The 16,380-nt window shown below is 63.6% G+C and carries 15 protein-coding genes and 1 pseudogene; 14 read left to right on the forward strand and 2 right to left on the reverse strand.

Annotated features, from left to right (window positions below):
- The 9 genes and pseudogenes from mutL to FGM15_06000 all read left to right on the forward strand — a co-directional run.
- Nucleotides 1-1,710 (forward strand): DNA mismatch repair endonuclease MutL (gene mutL / locus FGM15_05960; GenBank protein MBU3665408.1); only part of this gene is annotated, 1,710 nt, incomplete at its 5' end.
- Between the two features lie 51 nt (nucleotides 1,711-1,761).
- Nucleotides 1,762-2,238 carry a GNAT family N-acetyltransferase gene (locus FGM15_05965; GenBank protein MBU3665409.1) on the forward strand — a complete coding sequence of 159 codons (477 nt, stop codon included), beginning with the start codon at nucleotides 1,762-1,764 and terminating at the stop codon, nucleotides 2,236-2,238.
- Nucleotides 2,235-3,212, forward strand: a complete 978-nt coding sequence (locus FGM15_05970) for a hypothetical protein (protein ID MBU3665410.1) — start codon at nucleotides 2,235-2,237, stop codon at nucleotides 3,210-3,212. The genes FGM15_05965 and FGM15_05970 overlap by 4 nt, the downstream gene beginning before the upstream one ends.
- Nucleotides 2,993-4,162, forward strand: coding sequence for a hypothetical protein (locus FGM15_05975; protein MBU3665411.1), 1,170 nt, complete (start codon nucleotides 2,993-2,995; stop codon nucleotides 4,160-4,162). The genes FGM15_05970 and FGM15_05975 overlap by 220 nt, the downstream gene beginning before the upstream one ends.
- An 11-nt stretch (nucleotides 4,163-4,173) precedes the next feature.
- Nucleotides 4,174-6,108 (forward strand): annotated as a pseudogene (locus FGM15_05980) (DUF3416 domain-containing protein).
- A 76-nt stretch (nucleotides 6,109-6,184) separates the two neighbouring features.
- Entirely contained in the window at nucleotides 6,185-7,150 is a 966-nt protein-coding gene (cysK, locus tag FGM15_05985) for a cysteine synthase A (protein MBU3665412.1), read from the forward strand.
- A 3-nt stretch (nucleotides 7,151-7,153) separates the two neighbouring features.
- A complete protein-coding gene (locus FGM15_05990) occupies nucleotides 7,154-7,834 on the forward strand; it encodes a tetratricopeptide repeat protein (protein ID MBU3665413.1) in 681 nt (226 codons plus the stop codon).
- Nucleotides 7,835-7,877: 43 nt separating this feature from the next.
- Nucleotides 7,878-8,672 (forward strand): hypothetical protein, encoded by a 795-nt coding sequence (locus FGM15_05995; GenBank protein ID MBU3665414.1) that lies wholly within the window; start codon nucleotides 7,878-7,880, stop codon nucleotides 8,670-8,672.
- A 9-nt stretch (nucleotides 8,673-8,681) separates the two neighbouring features.
- Complete coding sequence (locus FGM15_06000) at nucleotides 8,682-9,602, forward strand: carbohydrate kinase (GenBank protein MBU3665415.1); 921 nt, start codon at nucleotides 8,682-8,684, stop codon at nucleotides 9,600-9,602.
- Here the strand turns inward: FGM15_06000 and FGM15_06005 are convergent.
- Nucleotides 9,535-10,689, reverse strand: coding sequence for a class I SAM-dependent RNA methyltransferase (locus FGM15_06005; protein MBU3665416.1), 1,155 nt, complete (start codon nucleotides 10,687-10,689; stop codon nucleotides 9,535-9,537). The two genes, FGM15_06000 and FGM15_06005, sit on opposite strands and share 68 nt — an antisense overlap.
- A gap of 55 nt (nucleotides 10,690-10,744) precedes the next feature.
- Between FGM15_06005 and FGM15_06010 the strand changes: the two genes are divergently transcribed.
- The 5 genes from FGM15_06010 to FGM15_06030 all read left to right on the forward strand — a co-directional run bounded on the left by FGM15_06010 (nucleotide 10,745) and on the right by FGM15_06030 (nucleotide 14,788).
- Nucleotides 10,745-11,176 carry a DUF5069 domain-containing protein gene (locus FGM15_06010; GenBank protein MBU3665417.1) on the forward strand — a complete coding sequence of 144 codons (432 nt, stop codon included), beginning with the start codon at nucleotides 10,745-10,747 and terminating at the stop codon, nucleotides 11,174-11,176.
- A gap of 116 nt (nucleotides 11,177-11,292) precedes the next feature.
- Nucleotides 11,293-12,426 carry an MlaE family lipid ABC transporter permease subunit gene (locus FGM15_06015; GenBank protein ID MBU3665418.1) on the forward strand — a complete coding sequence of 378 codons (1,134 nt, stop codon included), beginning with the start codon at nucleotides 11,293-11,295 and terminating at the stop codon, nucleotides 12,424-12,426.
- 2 nt (nucleotides 12,427-12,428) lie between these two features.
- Entirely contained in the window at nucleotides 12,429-13,190 is a 762-nt protein-coding gene (locus FGM15_06020) for an ATP-binding cassette domain-containing protein (GenBank protein ID MBU3665419.1), read from the forward strand.
- Between the two features lie 9 nt (nucleotides 13,191-13,199).
- Nucleotides 13,200-14,183 carry an MCE family protein gene (locus tag FGM15_06025; GenBank protein ID MBU3665420.1) on the forward strand — a complete coding sequence of 328 codons (984 nt, stop codon included), beginning with the start codon at nucleotides 13,200-13,202 and terminating at the stop codon, nucleotides 14,181-14,183.
- Nucleotides 14,180-14,788 carry a hypothetical protein gene (locus FGM15_06030; protein ID MBU3665421.1) on the forward strand — a complete coding sequence of 203 codons (609 nt, stop codon included), beginning with the start codon at nucleotides 14,180-14,182 and terminating at the stop codon, nucleotides 14,786-14,788. Before FGM15_06025 ends, FGM15_06030 begins: the two co-directional genes overlap by 4 nt.
- 28 nt (nucleotides 14,789-14,816) lie before the next feature.
- Here FGM15_06030 and FGM15_06035 read toward each other — a convergent pair whose 3' ends face one another.
- Entirely contained in the window at nucleotides 14,817-16,361 is a 1,545-nt protein-coding gene (locus FGM15_06035; protein ID MBU3665422.1) for a hypothetical protein, read from the reverse strand.
- Between the last annotated feature and the right edge of the window lie 19 nt (nucleotides 16,362-16,380).

Consider the following 16,380-nt stretch of genomic DNA (forward strand, 5'->3'; position numbering starts at 1 on the left):
GTCGTGGAGCGTCCCGCCTCGGTGCTCAAGGAACTCCTCGAGAACAGCCTCGACGCGGGTGCGCGGCAGATCGAGGTCGAAGTGCGGGGCGCGGGAACCGCGCTCGTGCGCGTGACCGACGACGGCGCCGGCATGGACCGCGAGGATGCGCTGATGGCGATCGAGCGCCATGCCACGAGCAAAATCACGTCGGCGGCCGATCTCTCCGCCGTGCGCACGATGGGATTCCGCGGGGAGGCGTTGCCGAGCATCGCCAGCGTGAGCGAGTTCCGCCTGCTCACGCGGCCCGCGCAGAGCGAGTGCGGGACGGAGGTGGCGGTGCGCGGCGGAAAACTTTCGTTCGTGCGCGATGCGGGATGCGCGGCGGGCACCACGACCGAGGTGAAGTCGCTCTTTTTCAATGTTCCGGCGCGCAGGAAATTTCTCCGCAGTGCCGCGACGGAGACGGCGCACCTCGACCGCGCGATCGAGACGCTGGCCCTCGCTTTTCCCTCGGTGGCGATCCGCTACCTGCGCGACGGACGCGATGCGCACCGCTTGCCGGCGACCGAAGATCTCGGTGTCCGCGTGAAGGACCTGTTCGGGGCGGAAGAGCGGGCCGCCATGGTCGATGTTCCGGAATTCGAGCAGGACGGGATCCGCGTCACGGGTCTCGTCTCACGACCGGGTGCGACGCGCGCCGACAGGACGCGCCAGTTCTTTTTCGTCAACGGCCGCGCGGTCGAGAGCGGTTTTCTCGCCGCGGGTTTGCGCGAAGCCTTTCACCAGATGCTCGATCCGGGGCGTCATCCCTCGGTGGTTCTTCATCTCGCCATCGACCCCGGCGAGGTGGACTGCAACGTGCACCCCGCGAAACGCGAAGTGCGGTTCCGGCGGGGCGGTGCCGTGCGTGATGCGGTGAGCGCGGCCATCGGCGGGGCTCTGCGCGCCGCCCGGGCCGAGTGGTTGAAGCCGGCCAAAGTTCACGTGATGGCGCGGATCGAGACGCGACCGCCGGCGCCGTCCGTTCCAGCCGCCGCGCCCGCCGCCCATCACCAGCCCGCGTTGCCGGTTGCTTCGGCGCCCGAGGCGCGCTCCGCGGAAATGGTGGTTTCGGGTGCGGGGCAAAGCGGCGAGGCCGCCGCGCGGGGGGGCTCGGAAAACTTCCGTCTCATCGGAGCGTTGTCGCTGCGTTATCTGTTGCTCGAGGGGGGTGAAGGACTGGTCCTGCTCGACATGGCGGCGGCGCGACGGCGCATCCTTTTCGAGCGTTTGCAACGCGGCGCCCAAGGCGTGCCGGTTTCCTCGCAGCGCCTTTTGCCGTCGGTGGTGCTCGAACTCGGACCCCGGGAGCACGAGGTCGTGGCTTCCAATGCGCGTATCCTTTGCGACTCGGGGTTTCTCATCGAGCCGTTCGGAACGCAGGCGCTGAAAGTCGAGGCGTTGCCCGATTTTCTTGCGGGGCGCGACCCGCGCCGTGTGCTCGAGGAATTTGCCGCGGAGTGCCTGCACGGCGAGTCGCGGCCGCGGGGACCGATGCCGCACGAGGCGGTGCGGCGGGCCGTGGCGCGGATGGGCGCCCGCGACGGGGATGTGCGCGACGAGCGCGAGCAGCGCGCGCTGGTGGTGCAATTGCTCGCCTGCGAGCTGCCGTATTGCGATCCCGACGGAAGGCCGGTGATGCTGCAATTTTCCTGGCGTGAGCTGGACCGCAAGTTCGGGCGCGACTGACGGACGCGTGGCGCCTTGCACGCGGGGGCATGCCTTCATTACAAACAAACGATGTCAGGTTTGCGCATAGAACCCGCCACACTCGATGATTTGCCGCTGCTGGCGGATTTGTTGGCGGATCTTTTCACCAGCGAGGCGGAATTCAGCCCCGATCAAGCCAAACAGCTGCGCGGCCTTCGCCTCATCCTCGAGCAGCCGAACCGCGGGAGAATTTTCGTCCTGCGCAACAACATGCGCATCATCGGCATGATCAATCTGCTCTTCACCATCAGCACGGCGGAGGGCGGCTTCGTCGTGCTCCTTGAGGATCTCGTGGTGCATGCCGATCACCGGGGGCAGGGGCACGGGAGTCGTTTGCTCGAGCACGCCATCGCCTTCGCGAGGGATAAAAATTTTCTCCGCATCACGCTGCTGACCGACCGGGCGGACGATCGCGTGCTCGACTTTTACCGCAGGCACGGTTTTGTCGCCTCGGGAATGTTGCCGATGCGTCTGCTGCTCGGCTCCGCGGGCGGCGGTGCGTTGTGAGCGCGAACCCGCGCACCGCTTTTCTGCTTTGTGCAGGATGGGGACAGCGGTTGCAGCCGTTGACCGATCAGATCCCCAAACCGCTCGTTCCCATCTGCGGTGTCCCGCTTTGCGAGTTCGCCTTGGCGCGGATCGCCGCGCTCGGTGTCGAACGCATCGTTATCAACACGCACCGGTTGCCCGGGGAATTTGTCCGCCTCTTTCCCGACTATCCGCGTGCCTCGCGTTATGCGCAGGCGGAGGTTTTCTTCCGCCACGAGCCGGATTTGCTCGAAACGGCGGGCGGGCTCAAGAACGTCGAGGATCTGCTGCTGCCGGGGCCCGTGCTCGTGCACAACGGTGACATACTTGCCGGGCTCGACCTCGCGAGGCTCCTGGCGGTGCATGCATCGGCAGGCAACCTCTGCACACTCGCGCTGCGTTCATCCGGCGGTCCGTTGCAGGTGGGTTTCGATGACGCGGCCGGCCGCGTGACAGACATCCGCGGCGAACTCGGATCGCCCGCGCCGCGTTTCCTCTACACGGGAATTTGCGTGGTTGATCCGGCGCTGCTCGCGCGCGTGCCGACGAAGACCGCGATTTCTTTCGTGCCCGTGTGGCTCAATGTCATCCGGTCCGGCGGGAAGATCGGCGGCGTCGTTCTGGACGAAGGTGTTTGGCGGGATATCGGCACCGTCGAGGAATACCTGCGCATTCACCGCGATCTTGCGGCGGGCACTGTGGTGCTCGATCCGCCGGCCGGCGCCCCGGAAGGATGGCCGGTGTGGAGGATGCCGGGCGCGGAAGTGTCGCCCGACGCGAGCTTGTCCGGTTGGAACTGGGTCGGTGCGGATTGCGCTGTCGGGGCGGGGGCACGGGTCGGGAATTCCATCCTCTGGCGCGGCGCCCGCGTCGCCGACGGCGCGAGTGTGGTATCGTCCGTCGTGCGCGAAGGCATGGTTGCCGAGGGCGAAATGGAAAATACCGTGGTATGAAAGAACTTTTCGATTGGGCTGCGCGGGTGTGTCCGGCGTCCGCCGGCGGGGACTGGACGGAAATCCGCCGCGGCGGGTCGGACCGCCGATTCTGGCGCGGCGCCGGCGCGGCGGCCGGCCTTGTGGCGGTCTGCTACGGAACGGAAAAAATCGAAAACGCAACATATGCCGCGTGTGCCGGGTTTCTTCTGCGCAGCGGCGTGAATGTGCCGCGGGTTCTGGGCCATGAAGCGGGACGGCGCTTCCTTCTCCTCGAGGATGAGGGGGAAGAGGATTTGTGGTCGAAGCGCGGGGCCGCTTGGGACGAGCGCCGGGGTCTTTATTGCCGCGCGCTGGAACAAGCCTCGCGTATTCACGCGGCCGATCTTGCCGCGGCGCAGGCGGCGGGAATCTTGCAGGCGCCCTTCGACGAGGCTCTTTACCTCTGGGAGCAGGATTATTTTTTCGAGTATTTCATGCGCGGTGACGAAGGCGTGCGTTCCGCGGTCCCGTTGTCCGGTCAGGCGGTCCGGTTGGCCTCGCTGCCGCGCGTGCTGCTTCACCGCGATTTCCAATCGCAGAACATCCTGCTTCGCGGCGACAGCGTGGCCTTGATCGATTTCCAGGGAATGCGCGCGGGGTTGGCCGCTTATGACGTGGCCTCGCTGATTTACGATCCCTACGTGCCGATGTCCGAAGCCGAGCGCGAAGAAATGTCGGCATTTTACGCGGGATTGGCGGGCCGGACCGGGGATCCGTCGTGGGCGGACGAGCTTCGCGCGTGCGCGCGTCAGCGGTTGATGCAGGCGCTCGGAGCCTACGGTTTTCTCGGGCGGGTGAAGGGTCGCACGCATTTTCTCGGCCACATCCCCGCGGCTGCCGAACGTCTTGCGTCCTTGTGCGAAACGGAAGCAGATTGGTATCCACTGGCTGCCGTCGCGCGTCGCGCGGCCGCAGAATACGGCACGTGAAAAAGGACACGGTCATCATCGAAAATGTGCAGCCGCTGCTCGACGGCGGACGCTACGCGGTCAAGCGCATGGCCGGCGAACCCGTGCGCGTCACGGCGGATGTTTACAAGGATGGGCACGACGTCATTTCCGTCCTCCTCAAATGGCGCAAAAGCGGCGCGAGGAAATGGCACGAGTCCCCGATGTCGCACGAGGGCAACGATGTGTGGGCCGGCGTTTTCGTTCCCGGGGAAATCTCCGACTACGAATTCACCGTCGAGGCATGGCCCGATGCCTATGCTTCATGGAGTGACGAGTTCGCCCGCAAGCACGCGGGCGGGCAGAAGGATCTGTCGTCCGAGATCGCGGAGGGAGTTCATCTGCTGCAGGCGGGTGCCCGGCGCGCGGGGAAGCGTCCGGCAGCGGCCGCGCTTCGGGCGGCGGCCCGCGCCTTGGCTGTGGCGGACCGGCAAAAAGCGGCCGCGCTGGCGGCGGATCAGCAAACAGCCAAGCTCATGGCGGAGTTCCCGAACCGTGCCATGGCGACCGAGTTCCGCCCCCACGCGAAAATCATGAGCGAGCGTCGCCGTGCGCTCTTCGCTGCGTGGTATGAGTTTTTTCCCCGCTCCGCCGGCGGGCGCGGAGACCGCGGTTCGACTTTTCGCGAGTGCGTGGCGCGCCTTGATGACGCGAAAGCCATGGGCTTCGACGTGATCTATTTTCCGCCGATCCACCCGGTCGGCGTGACCAAGCGCAAAGGCCGCAACAATTCGCTGGTTTGCGGGCCCGGTGACCCCGGTGTTCCTTATGCCATCGGAAACCGCCACCAAGGCTGCCCGCATGGCGGGGGCCACCGCGACGTCGCACCCGAACTCGGAACCCTCGAGGATTTCGAGTGGCTGGTCGGGGAGGCAAAAAAGCGGGGGATGGAAATCGCCCTGGACTTCGCACTCAACTGTTCGCCCGACCATCCTTACGTGGCCGATCATCCCGAATGGTTTTTCCACCGTCCGGACGGCACGATCAAATACGCGGAAAACCCTCCGAAAAAATACGAGGACGTTTACCCGCTCGATTACCACAACCCCAAGTGGCGGGAGCTTTGGGAGGAGTTGAGGGACGTGATCCTCTGGTGGGCGGGGCGCGGGGTGCGCACGTTCCGCGTGGACAACCCGCACACCAAGCCGCTGGCGTTCTGGGAGTGGCTCATCACCGAGACGCGCAAGAAATATCCCGACCTCATCTTTCTCAGCGAGGCTTTCACCAAGCCGAAGATGATGCGCGTTCTGGCCAAAGCCGGCTTTTCGCAGAGCTACACCTATTTCACCTGGCGCAACACCAAGCACGAACTCACGGAATATTTTTCCGAACTGACCGCGCCGTGGTCGGCCGATTACTTCCGCCCCAACCTTTTCACCAACACACCCGATATTCTTCCATTCTTCCTGCAGCATGGCGGGCGCGCTTCGTTCATGATCCGCGCCGTCCTCGCGGCAACGCTGTCGCCGCTTTACGGCATCTACAGCGGATTCGAGCTTTGCGAGAATGCGGCGCTGCCGGGACGCGAGGAATATCTCGACAGCGAGAAATACCAGTTCAAGCAGCGTGATTGGAACGCGCCCGGGAACATCAAAAGCCTGATCACGCGCCTTAACCGGATCCGCAACCAGAATCCGGCCCTGCAGCACCTCGCGAACCTGCGATTTCTTCATGCCGACAACGACCACATCCTTTTCTATGCCAAAGCCACGGCCGGCAACGTGCTCCTGATTGCGGTCAACCTCGACCCGCACAACAGGCAGTCCGCGTGGGTCGATGTTCCGCTCGGCGATTTCGGGCTGCCGTGGGAGGCGGATTACGCGGTCGAAGATCTTCTTACCGGCGAGCGCTTCGGGTGGCACGGGCGCCGCAATTACGTGATGCTCGACCCTCATGAACGCCCGGCACACATCCTGCGATTGCGGTGAGCATGCAATTCCGGCGTTGATTTCGCCAGCCCGAGCCCGTATCCAGACCGTCCCGATTCGAACCCGATAAAACATCATGGGAAAACTTTACGACAATATCGTGCAGACCGTCGGCCGGACGCCGCTGGTGAAATTGAACCGCGTGAGCGAGGGTGCCGGTGCCACCGTGGCCCTCAAATGCGAGTTTTTCAACCCGCTCGGGAGCGTGAAAGACCGCATCGGTATGGCCATGATCGAAGACGCGGAGAAGAAAGGCCTGCTGAAAAAGGATACCGTCATCATCGAGCCCACCAGCGGCAACACGGGCATCGCGCTGGCCTTCGTCGCCGCCGCCAGGGGCTACAAACTCATCCTCACCATGCCCGAGACCATGAGCGTCGAGCGCCGCACCCTGTTGGCCATGCTCGGTGCGCAGCTGGTGCTGACGCCCGGCGCGGAGGGTATGAAAGGCGCGATTGCCAAGGCCGAGGAAATTCTGAAAAACACGCCGAACGGCTGGATGCCGCAGCAGTTCAAAAATCCGGCGAACCCCGACATCCACGCCAAAACCACGGCCGAGGAGATTTGGGAAGACACTGACGGCAAAATCGACGTCTTTGTTTCCGCCGTGGGAACCGGGGGCACCTGCACGGGAGTCGGCGAGGTGATCAAAAAGCGCAAGCCGGGCTTCAAGGTCGTGGCGGTGGAACCCAAAGATTCGCCGGTCATCACGCAGACGCGCGCCGGTCAGCCGGTCAAGCCGGGGCCCCACAAAATCCAAGGCACGGGCGCCGGCTTTGTCCCCGACAATCTTCATCTGGACGTGGTCGACGAGGTGGTCACCGTTTCCAATGACGACGCTTTCGCCATGGCCCGCCGCCTGGCCAAAGAAGAAGGCATCCTTGCAGGTATCAGCTCCGGGGCGAACGTCGTGGCCGCACTCGAGTTGGCCAAGCGCCCCGAAAACAAAGGCAAGCTAATCGTCACCGTCGCCTGCTCGACGGGCGAGCGCTACCTCAGCACCGCTCTCGCCGATGAGGCGCGCGCCGCGGTTTCCTCCTGAGTTATGGACGAACACCGTCGATCGGTCCTGATGCCGGCTGTCGATCCCGCGCTGGAGATGACGGCGGGCGATTTGTTTTGGCAGGAGCATGGGCGCAAAGTGATTGTCGCGCTCGTCGCGCTCGTCGTGTTGATCACGGGAGCCGGCGTGTGGTTTTGGAACTCGGCGCGATTGCGTGCCTCCGCAGAATCTCTTTACAGCTCGGCAACCGGGCCGGACGGATGGCGCGAAGTCATCGAAAAGTATCCCGGCTCGCTGGCGGCTGGAAATGCTTCGCTCGAGTTGGCCTCCTCGCTGCGTGCCGGGGGCAACCTTGACGGCGCGGTGGCCGAACTCGAGAGATTTGTCTCTTCGCAGCCGGATCATCCTCTGGCCGGGGCAGGCGTGCTCGCTCTCGGCGAACTGCGCCGGGCCCAAGGCAAGACGGATGCCGCGCTCGAGGAGTTCCGCACCGTATCCAGCAAATACAAGGATTCGTATGCCGCTCCGCTGGCCATGTTGGCCGAGGCGGAGATTCTGTCTGTCAAAAACGGCGGGCAGGGAGAGGCCCGGGCCGTCCTGGAGTCGATCGGATCCCTCTATCCGGGAACGCCTGCTGCCATGATGGCCGGGGCGCAACTGTCCCGCTTGCTTCCGGCTGCGCAACCCCCTCTCGCAGCCCCGCCTGCACCGGCGGCGCCTTGAAATTGGGGTTTGACTGCCGGTGCTTTTGGGTCATTTGTATTCTGTGCTTATTCGCCCCCTCGTCGTCAGACTCGGCCTGCTGGCCGTGGTTTGCATTTTTGCGTCCGGATCGCTTCATGCCGCCATGCTTGCGAAGTCCGAAGGTGCGGCCAAGGTGCTGGTCAACAGCCAAGAGTCGCCGGCCGCGTCTCTGGTCAACTCCACTCTTGCTCCCGGCACAACCGTCAGCACTGGCGAGGATGGCAAGGTGATGATCGAGGTCGCGCCCGGTATCGTCATCGAACTCCAGCCCAACTCGCAAGTGACCATCGGCGAAATGTCCATGGACAAAATCACCGACGAACTGGGCAACCCGATCCCCCAATACACCATCACGCTGACTTTGGGCACGATCGTGGCAGTCCATTCCGACTCAGGCCTTGCCGACGCGGCTCTTCTCGTTGTCACGCCGCGCGGCAACATCAGTCCGGTGCTGCCCGGCCAGACGGTCATCACGGTTGATGGGTCCAATCCCGAGACTTCCACGGTCACGGTTGCATCGGTCACCGGTTCGGAGATAGCGACCACCACCGAGGGCGAACAAATTCCTGTCGCAGAGGGCACGGCGGTCATACTCAAACCCGACAACACCTACCAGGCGTTCGGCATCAATGAACTGCCTAATGGCGGAGCTATCCAGAGCTTGGCTCAAAATGTTGCCACGGAAGTTTCCAACCAATCAAATCTGACGCCCGCAGTCCCGCCGCCGATTATACCTCCTCCGCCTCCGGTTGTTCCGCCGAACATCCCGCCTGCTGAACCGACTCCTACGCCGACGCCGGCACCCGTCAGTCCGTAGCCGGCCTGCTTGCGCCCGCCCCACGTGCCGGTTGTTTGCCTCGGCGAAGTTCTGGTCGATGTCGCCCCCGATGGTGAGGAGTTTCCCGGGGGAGCGCCCGCCAACGTAGCCTTCCATGCGGCGCAGCTCGGCTTCGAGTCGGGCCTTGTCTCGCGCATCGGTTGCGATGAGCGCGGTGCAAGGCTGCGGAAATGGCTTGAGGCCGCGAAAGTCGGCGTCGGGGGAATGCGGGAGGATGAATTTCATCCCACGGGGGCGGTGTGTGTCAGGCTGACCGCCGGTGAACCCTCCTACGAAATCGGGGCTCCTGCGGCGTGGGATTTTATCGGGGATTGCGCGTCCGTGCGCGAAAGTATTCGCGGCGCCCGGGTTGTGGTCTTCGGCACATTGGCGCAGCGCAGTCCGGTCTCGCGGCAGACCATCCGGTCGCTCGTTGGCGAAGCACGCCGCTCGGGTTCACTTGCTCTGGCGGACTTGAATCTCCGCGAGCCTTTTTACGACGACGACTGTGTTCTCTGGAGCCTGCGGCACTGCGATGTCTTGAAGATGAATCGCAGCGAACTTCGCATCGTGTCGCGAATGCTCGGAGCCCGAGGTGAAGATCGGGAGCTTTTCACCGGGATGCTGGGGGAGTTTTGTATCCCGCGCGGAGTTCTCACGGGTGGTGCGGACGGGGCTTGGTTCGCCGAGGGGGGCGAATGGCACCACCAACGCGCTGCGCGGACCGAGGTCGAGGACACCGTGGGTGCAGGCGATGTTTTTACCTCGGTGCTCTCGGCGTTTCTTGCGGAGCAACGGACTCTGCGGGAAGCCGCTCCTTGGTGCGCGGAGGCCGCGGCGTTCGTGTGCTCCCGTCGCGGTGCTACGCCGGACCTACCCCGCGAGCTTGTTGCGGGGATCGGTCTGGCTCTCCGCCGGCCCTGGGGTTGACGTCGCCGGGGCGGATCTCCAGCAGCGCAGCAACTTCGATCGAGGCGGTTTGCGGGAACATGTCGACAGGCACGGCACGGCGGAGTTCGTAGGAACCGCTCACCTTCGCCAGGTCGCGCGCAAGCGTCGAGGGATCGCACGAGATGTAAACAATCCGGGGCGGTCGGAACGCGAGGATGGCGGCAATGACTTCCGCCGCCAGTCCCTGCGCCGGTGGATCGAGCAGCAACACGGCACCCTCGTTCGCCTGCAGAACCGCGGGCAGCAACTCCGCCGTGTCTCCCTCGACATATTCCTCTTTCGCGCCGGCCTCGATTCGCGCCGTGGCGATCGAGCGGCCGTCCCAATCCATTCCGATGACACGCGCGAAATTTTTGCTCAGCCTCTGCGCAAAAAAACCGGCGCCGCAATACGCATCGATGAGGATTTGTCCGGAGCCGGCCATGTCCGCCGCGATTTCCGCGAGGATTTCCGCCGCCTCGTCGTTGACTTGGCGGAAGCCCCCCGCGGCCGATGCCGTGTCCCGCAAGGTTGCCGGTCCGGGTCTCAAACGGCGCTTCGAGTGCAATGCTTCGAGACGGTCGTTGACGGCTTTGTTCGCCAGCAGGCAGCGATCCACGTCCACGATGCGGCGTGGATCGGTGCCGCGGAATCCGATCCTCGGCGGATCCACATGCACGGTGATGCGGTTGCGGTATCCGTATTCGTGCGGGGATGAACGCATCTGCTCGACCGGCGCGTCCGCGAACTTGCCGATGCGGCGCAGGGATTCTCGAACCTGCCTTGTTTTCTCGGTGAGTTGACGGGGGTAGGTGATGTGCTGATACGCGCAGCCTCCGCAGCGGGTGAAAAACGGGCACGGCGGCGCGACGCGATCGGGCGAAGGGTGGATGATCCGCAGAGCGTCCGCCTCGGCCCAAGTCCGGCGAACGTTGCGGATGCGCGCGCGGACGGTTTCGCCGGGTATCGTGAACCGGACAAAAACCACCTGCTGCTCGTGGCGTGCGATTCCCGCCCCGCCGTAAGCAAGATCAGTGACCTCCAGATCGATTTCGTCACCCGGTTTCACAAACCCATCATGATGCATCGAGGCCGTAAAGGCGATGGACTTCGCGGACTCCCGTGGCCCAGACTGCGGTGCTATGAAATTTCCGCGCAGCCCCTACGACCGCGAGCAGGACATCGTTTATTTTCCCCGCATGACGGATAAAATCCGGATGCATCAGTGCGGGGATCTGCCCTCCGATTACCACGCAAACCTCGGGCGCGGTTTCGATCAGCGGTGCTGCGATTTTCTCGGTGTGGACTACGATGATCTGGCTGTGCAGGTGGGTGCGGGTAAGTCCGACGCCGAAGTGCTGGAGTGGTGCTTTGAGCACGGCCGGCGCCCGGCAATGGCGGATATTTTCATGTGGAACGAATTTCTGCGCAAATGCGGGTGGAACGACGACCTCAGCTCACGCGTGCGTGAGCGTCTGGCCGGCCTTGGTCTCTCGGACCGCACGGATATCGTGACCATTTTCGACCTGATCGAGGTGGATGAGGGCCGGTCACCCCGAGGCGGCAAGCTTTGACCGCTGGTAGTGACGCCCGCCGGGCTGTGTGGCGCGGACGGATCGCCCTTGCTTCCAAGGAGCCCGCGTGAAACTGCTCGCCCGCGTGGGGGTGTGGTGCCAAGTTTGTAGGTGTCATGTCCGCGCACGCTGCAGAGCAATCCGCAGGCTGGCGAGTGGAGCACAAAGCAGGTGCCCCCGTGATTCATTTGCCCCCGCGGTTGGACGATCGCGCCGTGGCCGGCTGTTGGGACGAGGTGTTGGCTGCGGCGCGGTCCGCAGACGGTCCTGTGACCGTCGAATGCGCCGGCGTGCAGGAGTGCGGCGGTGCGGGCTTTGCGTTGCTTGTCGCGTTGGAGGAGGCGCGCAGTCGCACGGGGGCAACATGCAGGATCGAGGGTCTGGCCCCGCATTTCCGCTCGGTGATCGACGCGGTGGACCGCGCCGGGATGTCCGGCGCCCGTGTCGGGGATGTCGGACGCTTCGCGCGCATCGAGGACATCGGGCGCGCGGCCGCGGAGCGGGCCGCGGACTGGCATGACGAAGCTTCGTTTGTCGGGGAGGTCGGCGCGGGTTTGCTTTCCTTCGGACGCAGGCCGCGGGTGCGTTGGCGCGAGTGGTGGATGATCGTCGAGAAGGCCGGTGCCAACGCCTTGCCCATTGTGGCGCTCATCAGTTTTCTCATGGGAATGATCATGGCCTTCCAAGGGGCAATGCCGATGCGCCAGTTCGGGGTCGATATCTTCGTGGTTAATCTCGTGGCGCTGGCCATCACGCGCGAACTCGGTCCGATCATGACCGCGATCGTTCTGGCCGGCCGCTCGGGATCGGCCTTCGCCGCAGAGATCGGGACGATGAAAGTCAACGAGGAGGTGGCGGCACTCACCACGATGGGACTGAGTCCGGTGCGCTTCCTTGCCGTGCCGCGCGTGCTTGCGGGCGTTGCGGTGACTCCCGTGCTGACGATTTATTCCATGGCGATCGGCGTGGCCGGGGGCCTGTTCGTCATGCTGATGCTCGGGTTTCCCCTGGCTACGCTCTTCCACCAGCTCTCCGGAGCCCTCACGCTCAAGGATGTGGCGGCGGGCTTGATCAAGTCGTTTTTCTTCGGTGCTGTCGTCGCCGGCGTGGGATGCATGAGGGGTCTGCAGACGGGTGCCGGTCCTTCCGCCGTCGGCGATGCGACCACGCGGGCGGTCGTGACCGGGATCTTTCTTATCGTGCTTCTCGATGCCGTTTTCGCGGTGGTTTACTACCAGCTGAAATTCTGACCATGGATCACGTGGAAATCATCGAGGTGCGGCATCTCAAGGCCGGTTACGCCGGGAATGTCATCCTCGAGGACGTGAGTTTTTCGGTCCGCCGGGGAGAGGTTTTCATGATTCTGGGCGGCTCGGGATCGGGGAAAAGCACCCTGCTTAAAAACATGATCGGGCTTTATCCGGCCATGGCCGGCGAAGTCCTGATCGGCGGCGAAGACATCGTTGGCGCGACCGGTGCGGCGCGCGAACGCATCCTGCGCAAGTTCGGGGTGATGTATCAGGGCGGCGCGTTGTTCGGATCGATGACATTGGCGGAAAATGTGTCCCTTCCCCTCGAAGAGTGGACGAATCTTCCATCGTCCGCGCGGGGCATGGTGGCGCGTCTCAAGCTCCAGCAAGTCGGCTTGGGTGCCTTCGCCGGCTATCTGCCTTCGGAAATAAGCGGCGGCATGCAAAAGCGGGCCGCTGTGGCACGGGCCATGGCCTTGGACCCCGGCATACTTTTTCTCGATGAACCTTCGGCCGGCCTTGATCCGATCACATCGGCGGGCCTCGACGACCTCATCCGGGCGCTTTCGAGGGACTTCGGCATCACGTTTGTCATCGCGAGCCACGAGCTGGCCAGCATCTACGCCATCGGCGACCGTGTGATCATGCTGGACCGCGGAGGAATCGTCGCCGAGGGTAAACCGGAGGAGTTGCGGGACCGCCCGCAAAACCCCTACGTGCGCGCCTTTTTCCGGCGCGAGCCGGAGAACGCACGCGCAGCCTGAACGCAAGCCATGGCAAGCCAAGCACGCTATTTCAAGTTGGGGCTCTTCATCATCGCCGGCTTTTTCCTGCTGGCCGCGACGCTGGTGTTCCTCGGTGCCGGGAATCTCTGGAAGCCGCGCATGTATTTCGAGACCTACGTGGACGGGACCGTGCAGGGACTCGATCTCGGCTCGGCGGTGAAATTTCGCGGCGTGCCCATCGGTCGCGTGTCGCGCATCGACTTTTGCTTCAACCGCTACGGTCCGCCGCCCGAGGGGGGCGGGCGCAAGGACTACGTCTATCTCGAGATGGAAATCAACGTGCCGGTCTTCGAAGGGATGTTCAACGAGGACCTCACGCCGCTGCTCGATCAAGCTGTGCGGCAGGGGTTGCGCGTCATGCTCCAGCCGCAGGGGATCACGGGTCTGAATTTTCTCGAGCTGAACTATGTCTCCAACCCGGCCCAGGCGCCGCCGCTCGGTATATGGTGGACGCCGCAGCATCATTACATCCCGTCCGCGCCCGGAACGCTGACCAGCATGCTTGAGTCGGTGGACAAGCTCATGGACACCTTCAGTTCCATGGACCTTCGCAAGACGTTGGATCAGCTCGAGATTTCGCTGAAAAATTTCGACGGCACGCTGCAGAAATTCGGCGCCAATATCGAGAAGATGGAACTGGCCAAAGTGAGCGTGGAATTGCAGGGCCTGCTTGCCGACCTCAAAGCGAAAGTCAACCAGCTGCCTGTCGAGCAGTTGACGAAAGAGGGACAGCAGATGATGGGCAGCCTCACCAAACTGGCTGGCGACATGGACAGGGTGGCCGCGGCGCTGCAGACAAGTCCGCTGCTCAATGCCGATGCGGTGGGAAGTATCATCAGCGATTTCCAGGCCACGGCGGAAAATTTCCGCGTCCTGAGCGAGAACATCCGCGAGTATCCGTCGCAACTCCTGCTCGGCGAGCCGCCCAAGCGCTCGCCTTTCGATCCGGCCGGCCGCAAACAGCGAAGATGAGGGTGTTCCGCGCCAATTGTGTCCTTCCGGCCTTCCTGCTCGCCGGAACGCTGCTCTGCGGCTGCAGCCTGCGCCAGCCGGCGGTGCTGACCGACAATTTCGCTTTCGACATTCCCGCGCCGGCGCCCGGCATGCGCGGCGGGCGGACGATTTCCGTGCTGCCTTTCTCGGCCGCTCCGCAGGCGGCGGGCCAGATGTTTCTCTACCGGGCGGACGAATCCCGCTACGAGCGCGACTATTACAACCGCTTTCTGGCGCCGCCCGCGCAGATGCTGGGAGGTCAACTCCGCAAGTGGCTGATGCTTTCGCGGGCCGGTGAGGTGCTGCAGCCGGGCGGACCGCTTGCGGCGGACCTCGTCGTGCAGCCCCGGCTCGTGTCCCTCTACGCGGATTACCGGGACACTTCGAAGCCGCGCGCCGTTGTCGCGGTGGTCATGGTGCTCGTGGATCGCGGGTCCGACGGCGACAGGCAACTCTTCGAAAACATTTACCGTCGCGAAATTCCCATGCGCGAGGTGTCCCCCGCGGCGGCGGCCGAGGGATGGAGCAAGGGCTTTGCGGAAATTTTCGCGCAGTTCACGCGCGATCTGCGGGCAGCCGGCTGACGCAAGTGTCGGCCTGGCCGCATCGCCGTCACAGATCGATTTCCGTGCCGATGTAAACGATGTTCTGCGTGTAATCCTGCTGCTGCGCCGTGTTACCCGACATCAGCGTGGTGAAAGTGTAACCGGCGAGCACGGACCAGATGCGGTTGATCTGGTAGCTCGCATTGACACCGGTGTTGAAGATGTCGTTGCTGAAGCTGGGCGACTGGTTGTTTATCTCGCCCGGCTGGTTGTAGTAGTTGTTCTGGTAATTGAAGAACGCATTCGCCGCGATGCGGGCGGTGAACTGGTGGGCTAGGTTCAGTCCGAGAAGAACCTGCTGCCCCTGGTTGTAGTTGGTGAGCCCCGATGCCGAGGTTCCATAGCGCGCCTGCAGGCCGACGACGGTGTCCGGACCGGGGGCATAGTTGAGATTCAGCTGGCCGAACGGACCGATGTAGCCGTTCGAACCGCCGTAGGGGTTCTGATTGACGCGTTGCTCGGCGCCGGCGCGGAACGAAGCGGACGAGCGGGGATTGAGCGTATAATCCGCCCCAAGAAGCGCGTAGTTGCCCCAGCTGTTGAGGTCAGAGTCATAAAAATAGTTCCGCGTGTTGAAGCGGTATTCCGCAACGAGGGCGGTCGTGGGTTTCCAGAGGAAAAGGAATTGCTGGCTGATCGTCTGCTCGAAGCGGCTCAAGTCCGAGTTGTTGGGCGCATCGATGTAATAGAAAAGCAGGGGGTTGTAAGTCGTCTCGGTCGCGAACTTGGGCTTCCACAGATACTTGGCCCCGATCTGCGTGTCGCTGATGATATACATGTTCTCGTATGAGTTCGGCGCGCCCGAGACGGTGAAATTCGGCTGCGAGAGGAGGGAGGTGACGGTCGAGAACGAGAGGTCGAGCCGCGGGGTGGCGGCGTAATTGGCGCCGAGCACGAAATTGATCGTGGGGAACAGGCCGTCGTTGGCGAGTTCCCCGTTGTTGTAATAGAAGGCCAGCGCGGCGGAGAGGCTGGTGTTGAGTTGCAGTCGCGAACTGCCGAAATCGTAGCCGATGCCGGCGGAAACCAGCGTATACATGCTCTGCACGCCGCCGTCCTGCCTGGTATTCACGTTGCTGTTGTAGCCTTCGTTGATCGCGAAGCTGTAGCGGAACGGACTGCGTTGGAAGATGCCCTCGCCGATGTCCGGACTGTTGCTGCCGGTGGTCGCGCTTGCACCGCCGGAGACGGCGCTCTGCGGAGGTTGCGGGGTTAGTAGATTGCCGTCGCGGTGTCGGCGCGGTGGAGGAGGCGCGTCAAGCGGCGCGGGAACGTTTTCCGTGGAGACTTGCGTGGACTCCGCTTGCTCGGTGACAAGTTGGTTGGATTGCGCGTCGCGGACGGGGTAGGTGAAACGGAAACCCGCGGAGCCGTTTTCGCCGCCTGCAACCGGTTGCTCGAAGGACTCAACGGCGGGCGGACCGGGCTCGTTTTGCGACGGTGCCTGTTCTTGCGCCTGCACAGTGATGCCGCCGGCGATAAAAAGAAGCGCGACAGCGCAGCGTCGTTTGAATCGGGCGGGCAACATGGGCAAAGGTAATGGGGCGAGCATGGATTATCGGAGGAGATGG

The organism is Chthoniobacterales bacterium, assembly GCA_018883245.1.
GTDB lineage: Bacteria > Verrucomicrobiota > Verrucomicrobiia > Chthoniobacterales > JACTMZ01 > JACTMZ01.

Bases quoted from the DNA above. Each gene is read 5' to 3' on its own strand.
- FGM15_05965 (MBU3665409.1), top strand. From the start codon at position 1,762: ATGTCAGGTTTGCGCATAGAACCCGCCACACTCGATGATTTGCCGCTG.
- FGM15_05975 (MBU3665411.1), top strand. From the start codon at position 2,993: ATGGCCGGTGTGGAGGATGCCGGGCGCGGAAGTGTCGCCCGACGCGAG.
- cysK (MBU3665412.1), top strand. From the start codon at position 6,185: ATGGGAAAACTTTACGACAATATCGTGCAGACCGTCGGCCGGACGCCG.
- FGM15_05990 (MBU3665413.1), top strand. From the start codon at position 7,154: ATGGACGAACACCGTCGATCGGTCCTGATGCCGGCTGTCGATCCCGCG.
- FGM15_06005 (MBU3665416.1), bottom strand. From the start codon at position 10,689: ATGCATCATGATGGGTTTGTGAAACCGGGTGACGAAATCGATCTGGAG.
- FGM15_06010 (MBU3665417.1), top strand. From the start codon at position 10,745: ATGAAATTTCCGCGCAGCCCCTACGACCGCGAGCAGGACATCGTTTAT.
- FGM15_06015 (MBU3665418.1), top strand. From the start codon at position 11,293: ATGTCCGCGCACGCTGCAGAGCAATCCGCAGGCTGGCGAGTGGAGCAC.
- FGM15_06020 (MBU3665419.1), top strand. From the start codon at position 12,429: ATGGATCACGTGGAAATCATCGAGGTGCGGCATCTCAAGGCCGGTTAC.
- FGM15_06025 (MBU3665420.1), top strand. From the start codon at position 13,200: ATGGCAAGCCAAGCACGCTATTTCAAGTTGGGGCTCTTCATCATCGCC.
- FGM15_06030 (MBU3665421.1), top strand. From the start codon at position 14,180: ATGAGGGTGTTCCGCGCCAATTGTGTCCTTCCGGCCTTCCTGCTCGCC.
- FGM15_06035 (MBU3665422.1), bottom strand. From the start codon at position 16,361: ATGCTCGCCCCATTACCTTTGCCCATGTTGCCCGCCCGATTCAAACGA.